At 64.1% G+C, this 16486-nt stretch carries 15 protein-coding genes; 4 read left to right on the top strand and 11 right to left on the bottom strand.

All coding sequences use genetic code 11. The features are described 5' to 3' along the window. Positions 1-139: 139 nt before the first annotated feature. From IRZ56_RS19745 to pvdM, 5 genes are all read right to left on the bottom strand, one after another. A complete protein-coding gene (locus IRZ56_RS19745) occupies positions 140-1789 on the bottom strand; it encodes a cyclic peptide export ABC transporter (protein ID WP_196146482.1) in 1650 nt (549 codons plus the stop codon). Between the two features lie 13 nt (positions 1790-1802). After that, positions 1803-3137, bottom strand: a complete 1335-nt coding sequence (locus IRZ56_RS19740; RefSeq protein ID WP_196146481.1) for a lysine N(6)-hydroxylase/L-ornithine N(5)-oxygenase family protein — start codon at positions 3135-3137, stop codon at positions 1803-1805. 113 nt (positions 3138-3250) lie between these two features. Next, positions 3251-4117: a formylglycine-generating enzyme family protein gene (locus tag IRZ56_RS19735; RefSeq protein WP_196146480.1), complete on the bottom strand. Its 867-nt coding sequence runs from the start codon at positions 4115-4117 to the stop codon at positions 3251-3253. A gap of 14 nt (positions 4118-4131) precedes the next feature. Then, positions 4132-5409: an aminotransferase class V-fold PLP-dependent enzyme gene (locus IRZ56_RS19730; protein ID WP_196146479.1), complete on the bottom strand. Its 1278-nt coding sequence runs from the start codon at positions 5407-5409 to the stop codon at positions 4132-4134. 32 nt (positions 5410-5441) lie between these two features. Further along, positions 5442-6791, bottom strand: coding sequence for a pyoverdine-tailoring dipeptidase-like protein PvdM (pvdM, locus tag IRZ56_RS19725; protein WP_196146478.1), 1350 nt, complete (start codon positions 6789-6791; stop codon positions 5442-5444). Positions 6792-6972: 181 nt separating this feature from the next. Between pvdM and IRZ56_RS19720 the strand changes: the two genes are divergently transcribed. Then, complete coding sequence (locus IRZ56_RS19720; RefSeq protein ID WP_196146477.1) at positions 6973-7398, top strand: hypothetical protein; 426 nt, start codon at positions 6973-6975, stop codon at positions 7396-7398. A 227-nt stretch (positions 7399-7625) separates the two neighbouring features. On the opposite strand, the gene pbpG is transcribed toward IRZ56_RS19720, so the two are convergent. Together pbpG and IRZ56_RS19710 are read right to left on the bottom strand one after the other, a co-directional pair. Next, positions 7626-8552, bottom strand: a complete 927-nt coding sequence (gene pbpG, locus IRZ56_RS19715) for a D-alanyl-D-alanine endopeptidase (protein ID WP_196146476.1) — start codon at positions 8550-8552, stop codon at positions 7626-7628. Positions 8553-8834: 282 nt separating this feature from the next. Further along, positions 8835-9017 (bottom strand): hypothetical protein, encoded by a 183-nt coding sequence (locus tag IRZ56_RS19710; protein WP_196146475.1) that lies wholly within the window; start codon positions 9015-9017, stop codon positions 8835-8837. A gap of 174 nt (positions 9018-9191) precedes the next feature. On the opposite strand from IRZ56_RS19710, the gene IRZ56_RS19705 reads away from it, so the two are divergent. Then, positions 9192-10013, top strand: coding sequence for a shikimate 5-dehydrogenase (locus tag IRZ56_RS19705; protein WP_196146474.1), 822 nt, complete (start codon positions 9192-9194; stop codon positions 10011-10013). Between the two features lie 206 nt (positions 10014-10219). Here the strand turns inward: IRZ56_RS19705 and IRZ56_RS19700 are convergent, their stop codons facing one another. The 3 genes from IRZ56_RS19700 to IRZ56_RS19690 all read right to left on the bottom strand — a co-directional run bounded on the left by IRZ56_RS19700 (position 10220) and on the right by IRZ56_RS19690 (position 11674). After that, positions 10220-10468 carry a hypothetical protein gene (locus IRZ56_RS19700; protein WP_196146473.1) on the bottom strand — a complete coding sequence of 83 codons (249 nt, stop codon included), beginning with the start codon at positions 10466-10468 and terminating at the stop codon, positions 10220-10222. A gap of 97 nt (positions 10469-10565) precedes the next feature. Further along, the gene (gloA, locus tag IRZ56_RS19695) at positions 10566-11087 is read right to left on the bottom strand and encodes a lactoylglutathione lyase (protein WP_196146472.1); all 522 of its coding nucleotides are present in this window, start codon (positions 11085-11087) and stop codon (positions 10566-10568) included. A gap of 224 nt (positions 11088-11311) precedes the next feature. Then, complete coding sequence (locus IRZ56_RS19690; protein WP_196146487.1) at positions 11312-11674, bottom strand: histone-like nucleoid-structuring protein, MvaT/MvaU family; 363 nt, start codon at positions 11672-11674, stop codon at positions 11312-11314. Between the two features lie 358 nt (positions 11675-12032). Here IRZ56_RS19690 and IRZ56_RS19685 point away from each other — a divergent pair, with 358 nt between their 5' ends. Continuing rightward, entirely contained in the window at positions 12033-13322 is a 1290-nt protein-coding gene (locus tag IRZ56_RS19685; protein WP_196146471.1) for an OprD family porin, read from the top strand. A 63-nt stretch (positions 13323-13385) separates the two neighbouring features. Next, positions 13386-14135 carry a precorrin-6A synthase (deacetylating) gene (gene cobF / locus IRZ56_RS19680; RefSeq protein ID WP_196146470.1) on the top strand — a complete coding sequence of 250 codons (750 nt, stop codon included), beginning with the start codon at positions 13386-13388 and terminating at the stop codon, positions 14133-14135. 203 nt (positions 14136-14338) lie between these two features. Here the strand turns inward: cobF and IRZ56_RS19675 are convergent, their stop codons facing one another. Then, positions 14339-16465 carry a TonB-dependent receptor gene (locus tag IRZ56_RS19675; RefSeq protein WP_196146469.1) on the bottom strand — a complete coding sequence of 709 codons (2127 nt, stop codon included), beginning with the start codon at positions 16463-16465 and terminating at the stop codon, positions 14339-14341. Between the last annotated feature and the right edge of the window lie 21 nt (positions 16466-16486).

Raw genomic sequence — 16486 nt, 5'->3', positions numbered from 1 at the left:
CAAGTGCTGGCGTATGTAATTGAGAATTGTTATTGGTAGTGAGACGCATGCCTGCCGAAAAGCCGGAAACTTTTTTTCAAATTCGTTGCGGGCAAGAAAAAGCCCCTGGGTGCGAGGCCAGGGGCTTGTCGGGTGAAGGTCAGGCCAGGGCCTTTTCGCTGACGACCTGCCCGCCGTCCAGCATCACCAGCTGGTCGGCGATGTCGAAGTAGCGGTCATCATGGGTGATCACGATGAGGGTCTTGCCCAGGCGCTTGAGCTCTGGCAACAGCTCGGTGTAGAAGATGCGCCGGAACGCCGGGTCCTGGTCGGCGGCCCATTCGTCGAACACCAGCACCGGGCGCTCCTCCAGCCAGGCGCTGACCAATGCCAGGCGCTTGCGCTGCCCGGTGGACAGGTCGGTGGTGGTGAAGGCGCCGTCCTTGACCGTTACCTTGTGGCTGATCTCCAGGCGCTCGAGGTAGCGGTTGGCATCCTCGGGTACATGCCGTTCGCCCTGGACCACGTCATCGAACAGGTAGTAGTCGGCGAAGATGGTGGTGAACAGCTGGCGATAGTCGTCCCTGTCGCCGCTGCCGACCGCCACCCCGTTGAGGCGCACCTCGCCGGACTGTGGCGTGTACAGGCCCAGCAGCAGCTTGATCAGCGTGGTCTTGCCGCCGCCGTTCTGGCCGACGATGAAGACGATCTCGCCCTGCTCGATACGCAGGTTGACCGGCCCCAGGCAGAAGGGCGTGCTGCCTTCGGCTGCCGGGAAGCTGTAGCGCACGTCCTTGAGCTCCAGGCTGTGCAGGGCAGTGGCGCCTGGGCGTGGGTCATCGAGCAACAGGTGTGGCTCGGGGGAGGAAAACTGCTCCGAGAGCTCGGCGATGCGGCGAAAGGCGATCTGCGCCCGGCTGATGATCGGCAGGGTCACCACCAGATGCTCCAGCGGGCCTTTCATGTACAGCAGAACCAGCACGAAGCCGCTCATCACCGCCTTGTCGCTCGACGGCCACAGTGATTGCAGGGCGAGCGCCAGGCCGATCACCACGAAGAACAGCATCGAGCCGAAGGTCTTGGCCACCACGAACACGTTGATTGCGCGCACCTGGATGTCGCGGATGCCATAGGCGGTGCGGCGGATGCGCTGGGTGTACATGCGCTGGCGACGGGGTCGGTGGATACGCAGTTCCTTGGCGCCTTCGGCAAGGGCGGCGTAGTGCTTCTGCAGCTCGTCTTCGGCGTCCCGAGCGGCCAGGAAGCCCTTGATGCCCTTGCGCCGGGCCAGGTACTGGATGCCGATGCCGATGCCGATGGCCACCAGGATCATCAGGAACATCGGCCAGGACAACAGCGCCAGGTAGCCCAGGCAACCCAGGGTCACCGTCAGCGAGATCGCCAGAGGCGCGAAGGCGAAGGCGAAGTCGCTGATGGTGTCCACGTCGTGGGTCAGCACCGGGATCAGGCGATGGCTGCGGTAGCGCTCGATCTGTGCGATCGGTGCCGACAGCACCTTTTCGCCCAGGGCCAGGCGCAGGCGGGCGATGATGTGCTGGCCGACATAGTTGGTGCCGATGTCCGACAGGATCGAACTGCTCAGCGCCAGCAGGCACAGGCCGGCGAACAGGCCCACCACCTGCCGGCTGAGCCCGCCTTCGGCGTGCAGGGCGCCGTTGATGGTCGCCAGCAGCACAGTGACGCTCAGCCCGCCGACCATGCCCAGCAGGATAGAAAGGCTCACCACCGTGCGAAACGGTCTGAGCAGGGCCAGCAGCTCGCGCAAGGCCCCGCGTGGTTGCTTGGTCATTGGCAGGCCCCGCTCAGACGCGGCTCAGGGCTGCGACCGGCTGTGCGCCGAGGTGGTGACGGCTCAGGTCCTGGTAGAGCGCCTGGCCGATTTCCGCAGCGCGTACCGGCAACACCGACAACAGCGTATCGCTCAGTCCGTGGGACGCCTCGCAGAAGCCCTGCAAGTACACCGAGGCACGCAGGTCGGGCGTCGCCAGGGCGCGGTAGTTGCGGTCGACTTCGAAGTCCTTCAGGTGCTGCTGCAGAGGCGCCAGTAGCTCGCGGTGGGAGCGGCGTTCGTAACCGGTGGCAAGGATCACCGCGTCGTAGCGGTGGGTCTGGCGCACGTCGCTGGCCAGGTCGCGCAGGGTCAGCTCGATGCCCTCGGGTGTGCCCACCACGTCTTCGATGGTGCGCCGGCACAGCACAGCATGGCGCGGGCTATGGGCGACCTTCTGGCGGTAGAGGATGCCATAGATGCGTTCGATCAGGTCGACATCGACCACCGAATAGTTGGTGTTGTGGTATTCGGCGATGAGCTTGTCGCGCTCCGGGCGCGGCTGGTTGAACACCAGGTCGGTGTATTCGGGGGCGAAGATCTCGTTGACGAAGGGGCTGTCGTCGGCAGGCTTGAGCGCCGAGGCCCGCAGGATCATGTCGACCTTGACCGAGGGGTAGCTGTCGTTGAGGTCGATGAAGGCCTCCGCGGCGCTCTGGCCCGAGCCGACCACGGCGATGCGCATCGGCTTGCCCTCGTTGCATGGCAGGCGGCCGAGTGCGCTCAGGTACTGGGAATGGTGGAACACCCGCGCATCGTCCTTGAAGGCGCGGAACGCCGCAGGGATCTTCGGCGTGCCGCCACTGCCGACCACCACCGAGCGGGCTCGGCGCTGGTGCTCGCGGCCGTGCTGGTCGCGCGAGACCAGGCGCAGGTGGTCGACCCGGCCCTCATGCAGTTCAGGCTCGATGCGCAGCACTTCCTCGCCATACACCGCCTGGGTGGCGAAGTGCTCGGCGGCCCAGCGCAGGTAGTCGTTGTATTCCAGGCGGCAGGGGTAGAAGGTGCCCAGGTTGATGAAGTCGGCCAGGCGCTGCTTCTGGTGCAGGTAGTTGACGAAGCTGTAGGGGCTGGTGGGGTTGCGCAGCGAAACCAGGTCCTTGAGGAAGGAGATCTGCAGCTCGCTCTGGGTGGCCAGGGTGTTGCCATGCCAGCGGTAGTCGCTCTGCTTGTCGATGAACAGGGCGTCGAGTGCATGGCCGTTGGTTTCGGCGAGCTCTTCCAATGCAATGGCCAGGGCCAGGTTGGAGGGGCCGAAGCCTACGCCGATGAGGTCGTGGATTTTTTCGGGGCTAGCGGTCTGGCTCATGGGTAGGGTTCCTTGGGTGGTCGGGTGGGGGCGCCGTGTGAGGCGCCCCGGGTCCTGCGCAAGTACACCGTTTAGGACGAGCTGGGCAGCGGGGAATTTACCGCCACAAAGCGCTACAGCTCGCGGATCACGCGAAAGCCCAGCCAGTCGCCCAGGCGTTCGGGGAAGTTGTTGTTGCGGTTGCCCGAGCGCGAGAAGATCGGCGCCTCGCCCCAGTCGTTGCCGCGGATCGAGACGATCTTGCAGCCGGCTTGGGTCCAGGCGCTGCCATCGCTCGGCGCGCCCTGGTAGCTGTTGTGGTAGCAGTCCTCCACCCATTCGTAGACGTTGCCGTGCATGTCATGCACGCCGAAGGCGTTGGCTGGGTAGCTGCCCACCGGCGAGCTGTAGCTGTAGCCGTCCTTGGGGCCATAGACGTTGGCGTGGCGGCTGATCTCCAGCCCGGTACCGGGGTCGACGGGGAAGGGGAACATGCCGGTGCTGCCGGCCCGGGCGGCATATTCGCGTTCGGCCTCGCTGACCATGCGGTAGGTCTTGCCCGTCTTTTTCGACAGCCAGGCCACGTAGTCTTTTACGTCGTAATAGCTCATGCACACCGCCGGCTGGCGCGGGCTCTGCTTGTAGCTGGGCTTGCTGGCGGTGCAGCGCCGCCCAGGGCGGTCGTCGCCATCCTTGATCTGCGCCCCGCTTTGCTGGAGGTAGGCGTCCCACTCGCCCGCGGTGACCTGGAAGCGGCTGATGGCGAACGGCTTGGCGAAGGTGACAGGGTGCAGCGGGCCTTCATCGTCCTGGCGGCCCTGTTCGTCGGCGGGGGTGCCCATCATGAAGCTGCCGGCGGGCAGCACGACCATCTCCGGGCAGGTGCCAGCGCAGTCTCGGAACACCGTCCCGGGTTTGTCGCTGGGGGCGGCGGCCAGCGCCGGCAGGCTGCAGCCGGCCAGCAGGGCGGCCAGGGTCAGGCGGTACAGGGTAGGGGTCATCGCAAGTGCCTTGCTCAGAGTTTCTGGGCGACCAGGGCCATGACCCGGTCGATCTGCTGCTCATCGTTGAGCAGGCTGGGGGCGAGGCGGATCACCGGGCCTGCGTCGCGGTATACCGCATCGCTCATCACCTTGTTCGTCACCAGGTGGGCGGCGATGGCGTCCGGGTCGCGATCCTTGATTCGGAAGAAGGTGAAGCCGGCGGAGAAGGCCTCGCTACGAGGGGTCACCAACTCGACCTGAGGGTGTTCGGCCAGGCGCGCCTTGAGCAGGCTGTTAAGCTGGTGGATGCGTGCCTGGATGTCGGCCTTGCCCAGCTGCAGGTGCAGCTTGAAGGCTTCACCCAGGGCCCAGCGGTATTCGAAGGCGTGGTAGCCGCCGGGGGTCATGATGGTGGCGAAGTCCTCGTCACGGGAGAAGGTGGCGACGCTGGGGGTGAGGTTGTCCATCTTGGTCGAGGCGGCGCAGATGATGCCGGTGCCTCGCGGGCCGAACATCCATTTGTGGGTGCCGGCGATGAAGTAGTCGCAGTTGAAATCGGCGAAGCGCAGGTTTTCCACGCCGAAGCCATGCACGCCATCGACCACGTAGAGGATGCGCTCTGCCTCGCTGCGCTCGCGATTGTGCCGGCGCACCAGCTCGCCGATCTGGCCCACCGGCAGCTTGACGCCGCTACCCGAGTGCACCCAGGTCATGCCTAGCACGCGGGTTTCGGGGCGCAGGTTCTGCTCGATCGTGCTCAGCACCTGGTCGGTGGACACCTCCCAGGGCTTGTCGAACAGGCGGATCTTGCGCACCGGTGTGCCTTGACGCTGGGTGCGGAAGGCCAGGGCTTTATGGGTCGAGTAGTGTTCATGCTCGGTGGTGAGGATTTCCTGGCCGTGGGCGAGCTTCAGGCCGCCGTAGATCATGGCCAAGCCTTCGGTGGTGCTGCCGGTCAGGGCGATCTGCCGTGGGCCGACCTCCAGGTAGCGGGCGGCCCAGTCGCGCACCTCGTCCTCGCGCTGCCATTCGTACTGGCTTTCCCAATCCATCAGAGCGGCGGGGTTGCGGTCCAGGTCGGCGCGGTGGCGGTCGATGGCCGCCTGCACTGGGCGCGGGTGGGCGGTGACCAGGAAGTTGGCGAAGTGCGCCACCTGCGGGTCCAGGGGGAACAGCGTACGCAACTGGCGCCACTTGTCCGGGCCGGTCAACACCGGCGATGCGGGCTCGGCCGCCAGGGCGCCGGGCAGCAAGGGCAGGGTGGCAGTGACCAGACCGGCCTGCTTGAGAAAGGTACGACGGTTGTTCATGGGGCGGCGTGCCTAGTGGGGTGGGTGGAAGCTCAGTGGCTGGCGGCGACGGGGCGGCTGGCGTCCTGTACCTGCTGCCAGACCCGCAGGAAATTGCCGGCCCAGAGCTTGGCGATGTCGGCTTCGCTGTAGCCACGGGTGAGCAGCTCGGCGGTGACGTTGCGGATTTCGCTGACATCCTTCCAGCCGTCCAGGCCGCCGCCTTCGTTGAAGTCCGAACTGATGCCGACGTGGTCGATACCGACTTTCTTCACCGTGTAGTCGATGGCGTCCACATAGGCCTTGAGGCTGGCCTTGGGTTCTTGCTCGAGGATGCCGTAGAGCCCGCTGGCGTATTCGCCGAAGCGTTTGTCCGGCCAGATGGTGATCGCCGGGTCACCCGGCATCAGGGCGTAGTTCAGGTCCTTGAGCGGGCCAAGGTCGAAGCGCGCGCGCAAGGCGTCGAGCTTGTCCAAGGTCGATTGGCTCGGGGGTTGCAGATAACCTGAGAAACCGACCACCTGGACCAAGCCTCCGGTGCCTTTGATCAGTTGCAGTTCCTTGTCGCTGAGGTTGCGGCGGATGTCCACCAGCGCACGGGGCGCCGAGTGCGAAGCGACCAGCGGCGCACGGGTCAGGCGCGCGACGTCCGCCAGGGCCTGGCTGGACATCTGCGACACGTCGATGATCACGCCCAGATCGTTCAAGCGCCCGACCGCCTGCTCGCCTGTCTGCGACAGGCCGTCCAGTGCATCGGCGGTGTCGTTGAAGAACGGCATCGGCCGGGAGGAATCGGCCCAGCTGTTATTGCCGATGTAGCTGAAGCCGAACATGCGCACGCCGCGCTTGGCCCAGAGGTCGAGTTGCGAGAGGTCGTCGCCGAAGGGGTAGGCATTGAGCATGCTGATGAACACGGCGAACTTGCCTTCGCCGTTGAGCCGGCGGAAATCGTCCGGGGTATAGGCGATGCCGACCTGCTCGGGATGGTCGCGGACCATGTTGCGGATCACCTGGTAGCGCACCTGCTGCTGGTGGCGGGCTTCGTCGACGAAGCCTGGCGTGGGCTTGTGCGGGGCATTGGGGCCGTTCCACATTTCCGGCCAGGCCAGAATGGTCAGTGCTGCGCCCGATAGCCGCCCTTTGCCGGCCTTGACCAGGTCGAAGGGGTGCGGGCCGTCCTTGTCCACTTCCTGGCCGTGGCTGCCGAAGGTCAGCGGCACGGTGATGTGGCCGTCGAACGAGAGCATGTGTTCGTGCATGTCCTTGGCCTGTTCGACGATCTTGCGTGGGTAGCCGGCGTTGGCCTTCCAATAGAAGTAGCCGGCGGCCGCGCCTCCCATGGCGAGTGCAAGGGCCAGGGGCAGGCCGATGTAAAGGGCTTTGCGGGAACGGGTCTTGGTCATTGCCATCTCGTTGCAGGGCTGATCGGGCGGCCTGGTGGCGCAGCGCTGCGCCGAGCCAGGCGTGGGTATCAGGTGGACGAGTGGCGGTGCGGCAAATTTATTGGCTGCGCGCGATTCAAGAAGTGCGCCCGGTCGCCGATAGCGAGGTCAACGCGAAGACTTATTGCAAGGAAGGTATGACATGGTCGCAATCACCGCCGCCACCCTCAATATTCACGCCGCAGCTAGCGCTGCCGCGAAGGTCCCCGAAGATGAGGGCACGGAAAAGCACGACTCGACCGTGCAGGTCGATCTCTCTGGTTTGAAAGCCAACGACCAGGCGAAGTCGACCCAAAGCAGCCAGGAGAGTAACGAACCGCCGCATATCAAGCAGTTGCGCGAGATGATCCGGCAGTTGCAGAAGCAACTGGCCGAGGAGCAAAAGCAATTGGCCGAACTGATGCAGCGCGACATGGACGAAACCTTGAAACTGGCTGCCGTGACGGGGAAGCAGGCCAGTATCGCGACCCTTTCCGGTGAGATCCAGGCGGCCATGGCCTTGTTGCTCGAGGCCCTGAGCAAGAGCGGCGGCAGCAGCGCAGGAGGAATGGTCAGCGCCAAGGCCTGACTAAAAGGCGGCTTGGCTGTCCTGTGGGAGATTACCCAGCCCTTCGGCTGCATTGTCACGCAGAGAACAAGCGGTTAGCGCCGCCCCGCCTGTGGGAGCGGGCTTGCCCCGCGACCAGGGGCGAAGCCCTTGCCAGGCGACGGTGATATCCGGCCCGGCCCAATCGCGGGGCAAGCCCGCTCCTACAGGAGCGTGCGATAGCTAAAAGTTCTGTAGGAGCGGTGCACTCAGTCCGACGCCAGACGAGCGCGGTTCTGGCGTTCGGCCTTGTACTGCATGGCCACTGCCGGTGCCGGCTTGGCTGTGCCGGTTTCCAGCCATTGGCGCATGCGGCTGGCGTCGGCGAAGTGGGTGTACTTGCCGAAGGCATCCAGGATCACCATGGCCACCGGGCGGTTGTCCATCTTCGTCAGCAGCACCAGACAATGGCCGGCCTCGTTGGTGAAGCCGGTCTTGGTCAGCTTGATGTCCCAGTTGCTTTTGTTCACCAAGTGGTCGGTGTTGCGAAAGCCCAAGGTGTAGTTGGGCTTGCGGAACGCCACAGTCTTCTCGCGAGTGGTGGAAAGGTCGCTGAGCATCGGGTATTTGCGCGATGCCAACAGCAACTTGGCCAGGTCTCGGGCAGTGGACACGTTCTGGGTCGACAGGCCTGTGGGTTCGACATAGCGGGTATGTGCCATGCCCAGGCTGCGGGCTTTGGCGTTCATGGCCTTGATGAAGGCGCTGTAGCCGCCAGGGTAGTGGTTGGCCAACGAGTTGGCGGCGCGGTTTTCCGAGGACATCAAGGTGATCAGCAGGGTCTCGTGCCGGTTCAACTGGCTGCCGAGCCGTACCCGGGAATAGACGCCTTTCATTTCCGGATTGTTGGCGATGGTCATGGTGAGCATTTCGTCCATGGGCAGCTTGGCGTCAAGCACCACCATCGCGGTCATCAACTTGGTCACCGAGGCGATCGGCACCACGCGGTCGGCGTGGCTGGCATACAGCTCCCGGTTGGTGTTCAGGTCGACCAGCAGGGCGCTGCCGGAGGCCAGGTGCAGCTTGGCGGGATCGCGTTGGACCTGGGCCGGGGGTTGTGCAGCAGCGGTCGACGGAAGGGTCGCGGTTCCTGTGAGCAACAGCAGCAGGCTGAGGATGGACAGGGAAGTTTTCACGTTGAGGCTCACTAAAAGTTGGTATGTCGTTGGCTGTGCAAGGGTTTCCCCCAAAAAACCGTTGCATTGTGGAGTATGGCCGAAGTGCTGTCGAATGCTCGTTGATGGCGGGCCGGGAAATGAAAAAAGCTTCATGCTGGAACGGTTCCGCGGCCACCATTTGTCGGTTGGCGCGCGGGGCGGACACGCTCCGCACACGATGAGGCGGCTGAAATAAAAAAAGCCCGCCTGAAAAGGCGGGCAAGGAGAGCGTCAAGGGAGCAAACGCACAACGAAATTCGGTCAGGCGAGCAGGCTGCCGGCCTGCAGGCGGTCGGCCAGGGCTTGTGCCGTGGCTCGGGAGGTCAGCGGCCCGCTGACGGTCTCGCCATTGCGGGTCAGGTACCAACAGGCCAACAGCCCTTGTTCGCGCAGAGTGGCGGGTACGGCGCTGCCGATGACGGACATGATCTGAATAGTGGCCATGGGTGCCTCCTGTGTGACATGGCGCTACCTTAATCGGCACGCCATGGCCAGGTGAAATCAACTGCTTCGATAGTGGTCATTAGCTTTATCAACTTTCATGTGCGGGCCCTGGTGATCCCTGGCGGTTGCGTCTGCTACGCTGCGCAATCGATTCAGCCCAATGAGGAGCAGGCAATGGCGATTCCACCGAACAGAGATACCGTGCTGTGCATGTCACTGGCCGGGCGGCCCGGTACGTTCGGGGTGCGCTTTCACAACCACCTGTATGGGCAGTTGGGCCTGGACTACTACTACAAGGCCATGACCACCCAGGACCTGCCGGCGGCAGTGGCGGGTATCCGTGCGTTGGGCATCCGTGGTTGCGGTGTCTCCATGCCCTACAAGGAGGCCTGCATGGCCTTGGTCGATGAAGTCGATCCGTCCGCAGCGGCCATCGACTCGGTCAATACACTGGTCAATACCGACGGCCATCTGAAGGCCTACAACACCGATTACCTGGCGGTGCGCCAGTTGCTGGAGCGGCACCAGGTGGACCCGAAGACGGCATTCGCCTTGCGTGGCAGCGGTGGCATGGCCAAGGCGGTGGCCAGCGCCTTGCGCGATGCGGGGCTGCGTGAAGGGATCATCGTGGCCCGTAACGAGCAGGCGGGTCGGCAACTGGCCGATATGTGCGGGTACCGTTGGCAGGCCGAGCTGGGCGACCTGTGCCCGCCGATGCTGGTGAACGTGACGCCGATCGGCATGGCTGGCGGGCCCGAGGTGGATCAACTGGCCTTTGCCGAGCATGCCATTGCCGCGGCCGAGCGTGTGTTCGACGTGGTGGCGATGCCGGCGCGCACGCCGTTGATCCGCCGTGCCGAGGCGTTGGGCAAGCCGGTGATCACCGGGCTGGATGTGATCGCCTTGCAGGCGCTGGAGCAGTTCGTGCTCTACACCGGGGTGCGGCCAACCGACGCCCAGGTGGCGCAGGCGGTTGCCTATGCGCGGCAGCCTTGAGCCTTTGGGGCTTCTGTGGGAGATCACCTGGCCGTTCTCGCGCAGAGAACAAGCGGCCAGTACTATCTCGCCTGTGGGAGCGGGCTTGTCCCGCGATCAAGGGCAAAGCCCTTGCCAAGCGACGGTGATATCGAGCCCGGCCTAATCGCGGGACAAGTCGAAGCGCCGCTCCCATCAAAGATCGCGCTACTGCCTCGATAGCCGGATTAGAACACCTGGTGATCGCCGTCCAGCTGCTGGTCCACCAGCCATCGGCCATGGGCCAGGGCGGCGTGCTGGGCGTTTTCAAGATCGGACAAGAACGCCATCTTCATCGGCAGCGACAGGCGCCTGCTGGTGTGACCTTCCGGGTCGGTGATCCGGCAACCGGCGGCAAACGGCAGGGGCGACCCTGGGTGGGTCATCACGCTGGCGGTGATGGTGTGGTCGCGGTATTCACAGTGAAGGGTTTGCATCGTCCTTACCTCGCTGTGGCTTGGAACAGGTCTATTCCATATACCACAGCGAGGGGCCGGAGGTTCCCGGCCCGACGAGCGTGCCTTGTCGGCGGGCTCAGAGTTCGGTCGGCTGGATGACTTCCACCCAGTAACCGTCGGGGTCCTTGATGAAGGCCAGGTGCTTCATGCGGCCATCGCTCAGGCGCTTCTGGAAGGGCACCTGGAGGGCTTCGAAGCGCTCGCACGCGGCGCGTACGTCCGGAACCGAAATGCAGATGTGGCCGAAACCGCGCGGGTCGGTGTTGCCGTCGTGGTAGGCGAATTCCGGGTCGTGCTCGGTGCCATGGTTATGGGTCAGTTCGAGGATACCGGGGATCGACTTCATCCACTGGTGGCGCTGGGCGTCGTCGGCCGGAATCTGTGCGGGGTCCACCAGGGCCAGGAAGTACAGGCTGAAGGCCGCTTCCGGGAAGTCGCGCTTGTCCACCAGGCTGAAGCCCAGGACGCGGGTGTAGAAGTCCAGGGACTTTTCGATGTCCTTGACCCGCAGCATGGTGTGGTTGAAGACGAAACGGTGGGTAGCGGCGTCCGGCTTGGCGGTCACGCCTGGCAGGGTTTGCAGATCGTGCAGACTCATGGGTGCTCCAGGAACGAGGCCAGGGCACAGGGCCCCGGCGGTAAAGACAGGTGGGCCATGATACGGCAGTGAGGCGTGAGCGCAAATGAAAGCGCCCTGCACGAGTGCAGGGCGCTGGAATTAGAGGCCCGCATGTGCGGGCGCGTGATGGGGTCGCTAGTCCTTTAGCTGGTTCGATACTGCGCGTGTCGATGTGAAAAAAGTGTGAAGTACGCGTTGATGTTTCATGTGCGTACCCAGCTTTCCACCGTCTTGGCACCGTATTGCTCTTTCCAGGCCTTCAACCCGCGGTGGTTGCCGCCTTTGGTCTCGATCAGCTCACCGGTGTGCGGGTTTTCGTACACCTTCACCACGCGGGGGCGGCGCTGCTGTTTGGGCGCCGTGGCCGGGGCCCGGGTGGCCGCCTTCGGATCGAGGATGGCGATGATGTCGCGCAGGCTCTTGTCATAGCTTTTCATCAGGCCGACTAGTTTCTGCTCGAATTCGATTTCGCGTTTTAGGCCGGCGTCCTTTTTCATCGCCTCCAGTTGCGCCATTTGTTCCTGGAGAGCTTTTTCGGCAGCACGAAACTCTGCAAGTCTGGACACTGTCATCACTCCTGTAAGTGCCGTGGCGGGGCGTGACGAACATACAAGAAAGCGATAAACGCCGGCCACGAGGATGGGTATAGCTGTTCGCTGATATCGAGTGTAGTCTTCGAATTCACGAGGGTAAACCGCAAACTTTTTATAAGTAATCGCGGAACTTTGCTAGTTTTTCGTACGGTATTCGCGGCGGTCTTCATAGTGCTCTTGAGGCCTACCTAGACCATGGTCCTATGGCTTGGGCTAGAGCGGTTGGGCGATCATCCAAGATGCTGGCCGGGGTATTTGCCAACGGTCTTGTAGTGCCAGGGTGGTGTGCTGCCCTGGGTCGTTTTCGCTTTGTTCTGGATGTTCCTTTCGCATGTTTCCCCCGTTTCCCCTTGCCCCCGGGCGCCGTGTTGCCGGCCTGTTCTTCCTGTGCGTCGGTGCCCAGGCCCAGGCGGGTGGTTTTCTTGAAGACACGACCGCCAAGGTCGAGGCGCGTAATGTTTATTTCAACCGGGATTTCCGTGACGGCCACAGCAGTTCCAGCCAAGGCGCGTCCAAGCGCGAAGAGTGGGCGCAGGGCTTTATCCTGAATGTGCAGTCCGGTTATACCCAGGGCCCGGTGGGCTTTGGCGTGGATGCCCTGGGCATGGTTGGCTTCAAGCTCGACTCGAGCCCGGCCGACAGCAACAGCGGCCTGTTGCCGGCGTCCGGCCATGACCCGCGCCGCTCGACCGACCAGTACGCCAAGCTGGGCGTGGCCGGCAAGGTCAAGGTGTCCCGCACGGTGCTGCGCTATGGCTCGATGATGCCGGACATGCCCCTGCTCAAGTACAACGATGGTCGCCTGCTGCCGACGATGTTCCATGGTGCCATGCTCACCTCCGAGGAGGTGAGCGACCTGAAGTTCACCCTGGCGCGCCTGAACCAGTACACCGCGCGAGACTCGACCGACCGCCAGGACATTCGCGTGCATTGCAAGAACAAGCGCTACGCCTGCGACACCGAAGCCGATCACTTCGACCTGGCCGGTGTCGACTACCGTTTCAACGATCGCCTCAGCGGCCAGTACCAGGTATCGCGCTTGGAGAACATCTACCGCCAGCAGTTCCTGGGCCTGGTGGGTACCCAGCCGCTGGCGCTGGGCAGCGTGTCGGCGGACCTGCGCCTGATCAAGAGCGACGACATCGGCAATGCCCATGCCGGCGAGATCGACCACCGCGCCTTCAGCGGCATGCTCGGCTACAGCCTGGGCGGGCACAAGATCAGTGCCGGCTGGCAGCGCATGTATGGCGAGAACGCCATGCCGTACCTCGACGGCAGCAACCCGTACCTGGTCAACTACGCCCAGGTCAACGACTTCGCCGCCGCCCAGGAGCGCTCCTGGCAGGTACGCTATGACTACGACTTCAAGGCACTCGGCGTGCCCGGCCTGACCTTCTTCACCCGCTACATCAACGGCGACCATATCAAGGTCCCCGGCAGCAACGCCGAAGGCAAGGAGTGGGAGCGCGATACCGAGCTCAAGTACCAGGTGCAGAGCGGCACCTTCAAGGACCTGAGCGTGCGCCTACGCAACTCCACCTACCGCAGCAACTACGAGAAGTGGGCACGGGACATGGACGAGACGCGGGTCATCGTCAGCTACAACTTCTCGATCCTGTAGGGTGCTTTGCCAAACGCCGGCGGCCGGCTGACAATGGCCGCTGGCATCCGCACGAGCAGGGCGATGAAACACCTTCTGCTGATTGGCATCGGGCCTGGCGACCCCCGCCAGGTCACCTTCGAAGCCGTGGAGGCGCTGCGGCGCGCCACGGTGTTCTTCATCCTGGACAAGGGCCCCGACAAGGACGAACTGGCACGCCTGCGCACGATGATCCTGGAGCGCTACGTGCCGGACGGTGGCTACCGCCTGGTGCAGGTGGCGGACCCGAAGCGTGATGGCCAGGCGGCGGACTATGTGGGGTCGGTGCAGCACTGGCACCGGCAGCGGGCGGCCTTGTATGGCCGTCTGCTCGTGGATGAACTGAGGCCTGGCGACGTGGGTGCCTTCCTGCTCTGGGGGGAGCCTGGTCTGTACGACAGCACTTTGCGCGTGCTTGATCTGGTCCGAGCGCGCGGCATGACCCTGGCATTGGAGGTGATCCCGGGCATCAGCAGCGTGCAGGCCCTGGCTGCTCGTCATCAGGTACCGTTGAACCGCATCGGCGAGCCGTTGACCGTGCTGCCGGGCAGATGCTTGGCCAAGCAGGCGCGGATCGACAATGTGGTGGTGATGCTGGACGGGCAGTGCGCCTTTGCTGACTTGGACGACCCGGCATTGACGATCTACTGGGGAGCGTATCTGGGTACCGAGGATGAAGTGCTGGTCGCCGGGCCGCTGCTGCAGGTCAAGGCGAAGATCCTCGAAGTGCGGGAGCGGCTGCGGCAGCGTAAGGGGTGGATCATGGATACCTACCTGTTGCGGCGTGGGCAGTGACCCGGTGTTTCATTTCCATGTCTCATCGCCGGCACCCCCTGTAGGAGCGGGCTTGTCCCGCGAACATCGGCGAAGCCGGTGCCATGCCGCGCGTTGAATGATGTGCGAGTGAACCCGTTCTTGCAGGGTTCGAGGGGTGGGGCTGCGATGCAGCCCATCGCGGCACAAGGCCGCTCCTACAAGGGCGGCGCTGGCTTCAGGGATCAGAAGGTGTAGTCCACCGTGGCGAAGTATGACCGGGGCGCGCCCAGCAGCCATTGGTCACTGGTATAGAGGTAGGAAGCGGCATATTCGCGGTCGAACAGGTTGTTCACCTGCAGCCCCAGACGCACAGCTGGCAAGACCTGCCAGCCGATAGAACCATCGACCACCGTATAGCCCGGGACGCTGCTCTGGTTTGCTGCGCTGTCGTAGCGTTTGTCCACGTAACGCAACCCTAGGCCGGCCTCGACATCCTGGCCGAAACCTTTGCTGACCCATAGGTTGGCCGTGCGCCGCGGCACGTTGGCCGGGCGGTTGCCGGCACGGTCCATCACGCCGGTGGCGGTGCGTTCGAGATAGTCGTCGAACCTTGCGCGTACCACCGAGGCGTTGGCCGAGACCTGCCACTGGTTGGCCAAGGCCAGCTCCACGGACGCTTCCAGGCCGTCGGAGGTCTGTTGGCCTGCTTGCTGTACACCGTGGTTCACAGGGTCGGCGACCAGCAGTTTGTTCTTGACGATGTGGTAGGCCGCCAGGGTCCATTCACCGCGCCCGCCCCAGAACCGTTGCTTGAGGCCCAATTCGGTCTGCTTGGCTTCGGTCAGGTCGTAGCGTTGCTCCGGACGCAGCGTCAGCAGGTCGCCCACGCCGTCTTCGCTGGTCGAATACTGCCCATACAGGGACAGATCCGGCGTGACCGCCAACACCAGGCCGGCACGCCAGTTGCCACCGCGCAGGCTGCGGTCGCTGCGGGTGTCGTTGACCAAATCGTCGCGGTCGATATGGTTCTGGTCGCGGCGTACCCCGGTCACCAGCGACAGGCGCTCGCTCAGCGCCGTGCGATTCTCGGCGAACAGCGAGAAGGTGTGGGTGGTGGACAAGGTTTGCGGGCGTGTCGGCGATAAGCTGTGGAACCGGCCAGGCGCCGGGTTCCAGGGGTCCAACACGTCCTGGCTGCCATCGTCGTACGGTGCGTTGCTGTCGACGTTGAAGCGGATCTTGTTGTACTCGGCACCGACGACGGTCTTGCTGGCCAGGCCGAACAGGCTGTGGTCGAACGTGAAGCTCTGGCGGTCGCCGAGCTGTTCCTGGTTGTGCTTGATCTCCAGGAAGCTGCCGCGCTCGAGGTAGCCGGCATCGGCGTTCCATGCGTAGGTCTCGGCGTTGCGCCAATGCCGACGGCTCTTGATGGAGTACAGCTGGTTGCTGGCGGTGATGCGGTCGCTGATGGCCCAGTCGGTGTTCAGGCGGGTCCACTCGTCGTGGTAGCGCTGCACGTCGTTCTGGATGTTGTAATTCTTCTTGCGCAGGCTGCTGCGGTAATGGCCGTCGATCAATGGGGTGCCGTAATAGTTGGCGGGCTCGGCATCGCCACGCTCGTGGGCGAGGGTGAAGCTCAGGTCGTCGGTGGCGTCGAAGCGCAGGGCGGCGCTCAGGGCCAGGCTGCGCGAGTCGGTACGATCGACCCAGCCATTGCCGGCTTGCTGGTTCAGGGTCATGCGGTAGCTGAGGCGTTCGCTGAGGCTACCGCCGCGGTCCAGGCCGAGCTGCTGGCGATCCCATGAACCATAGCCCAGGCGCAGATGATTGCGGATCTCGCCGGCGAAGGGCTTCTTGGGTATGGCGTTGACCACGGCGCCGGTGGCGCCTTCGCCATAGAGCACCGACGCCGGCCCGCGGATCACCTCGATGCGCTCGATCATCCATGGGTCGACCGGAAAGGTCAGTGTGCCGGCGCCGCTGTACAGGCGCGAGCCGTCGAACAGCGTCATCACCGAACTCTGGCCTTCGAAGCCACGGGCAGAGAGCCCGGTGCCGCCATCGCCCGGGCTGCCGGTGAAGGTGATGCCCGGTGAGCGGGTCACGGCATCCTGGACGGTGAGGTTGTTGCGCTGCTGGATCTGCTCGGCGCTGATGCTGCTGGTGCTGGCCGGCGTTTCCAGGGCGCTCAGGCCCAGGCGCGAGCCGGCCTGGGTCGGGGTAGCCAGGTCGATGGACGCTGCGTCGCGGGTGTCGGTGATGGCGGTCGAGGGCAAGGTCAGGGCCTGGCTGTCGAACTCATCGGACCATGCCGGCATGGAGACGGCCAGGCAGGCCGCCAGGGTGTGAAGCGTGTAGGTACGGGACATGTCGTTCCACTGCTGCAGGAA

This window comes from Pseudomonas guariconensis, from assembly GCF_015680235.1.
Classification (GTDB): domain Bacteria; phylum Pseudomonadota; class Gammaproteobacteria; order Pseudomonadales; family Pseudomonadaceae; genus Aquipseudomonas; species Aquipseudomonas guariconensis_A.
Note: the sequence above shows the minus strand (reverse complement) of the source record. Positions and strands in the feature narration are given on the sequence as shown.

Coding starts and splice junctions, on each gene's coding strand:
- IRZ56_RS19745 (WP_196146482.1), bottom strand. CDS start 1,789: ATGACCAAGCAACCACGCGGGGCCTTGCGCGAGCTGCTGGCCCTGCTC.
- gloA (WP_196146472.1), bottom strand. CDS start 11,087: ATGAGTCTGCACGATCTGCAAACCCTGCCAGGCGTGACCGCCAAGCCG.
- IRZ56_RS19685 (WP_196146471.1), top strand. CDS start 12,033: ATGTTTCCCCCGTTTCCCCTTGCCCCCGGGCGCCGTGTTGCCGGCCTG.
- IRZ56_RS19720 (WP_196146477.1), top strand. CDS start 6,973: ATGGTCGCAATCACCGCCGCCACCCTCAATATTCACGCCGCAGCTAGC.
- IRZ56_RS19730 (WP_196146479.1), bottom strand. CDS start 5,409: ATGAACAACCGTCGTACCTTTCTCAAGCAGGCCGGTCTGGTCACTGCC.
- IRZ56_RS19705 (WP_196146474.1), top strand. CDS start 9,192: ATGGCGATTCCACCGAACAGAGATACCGTGCTGTGCATGTCACTGGCC.
- IRZ56_RS19700 (WP_196146473.1), bottom strand. CDS start 10,468: ATGCAAACCCTTCACTGTGAATACCGCGACCACACCATCACCGCCAGC.
- pvdM (WP_196146478.1), bottom strand. CDS start 6,791: ATGACCAAGACCCGTTCCCGCAAAGCCCTTTACATCGGCCTGCCCCTG.
- IRZ56_RS19740 (WP_196146481.1), bottom strand. CDS start 3,137: ATGAGCCAGACCGCTAGCCCCGAAAAAATCCACGACCTCATCGGCGTA.
- IRZ56_RS19675 (WP_196146469.1), bottom strand. CDS start 16,465: ATGTCCCGTACCTACACGCTTCACACCCTGGCGGCCTGCCTGGCCGTC.
- cobF (WP_196146470.1), top strand. CDS start 13,386: ATGAAACACCTTCTGCTGATTGGCATCGGGCCTGGCGACCCCCGCCAG.
- IRZ56_RS19710 (WP_196146475.1), bottom strand. CDS start 9,017: ATGGCCACTATTCAGATCATGTCCGTCATCGGCAGCGCCGTACCCGCC.
- IRZ56_RS19735 (WP_196146480.1), bottom strand. CDS start 4,117: ATGACCCCTACCCTGTACCGCCTGACCCTGGCCGCCCTGCTGGCCGGC.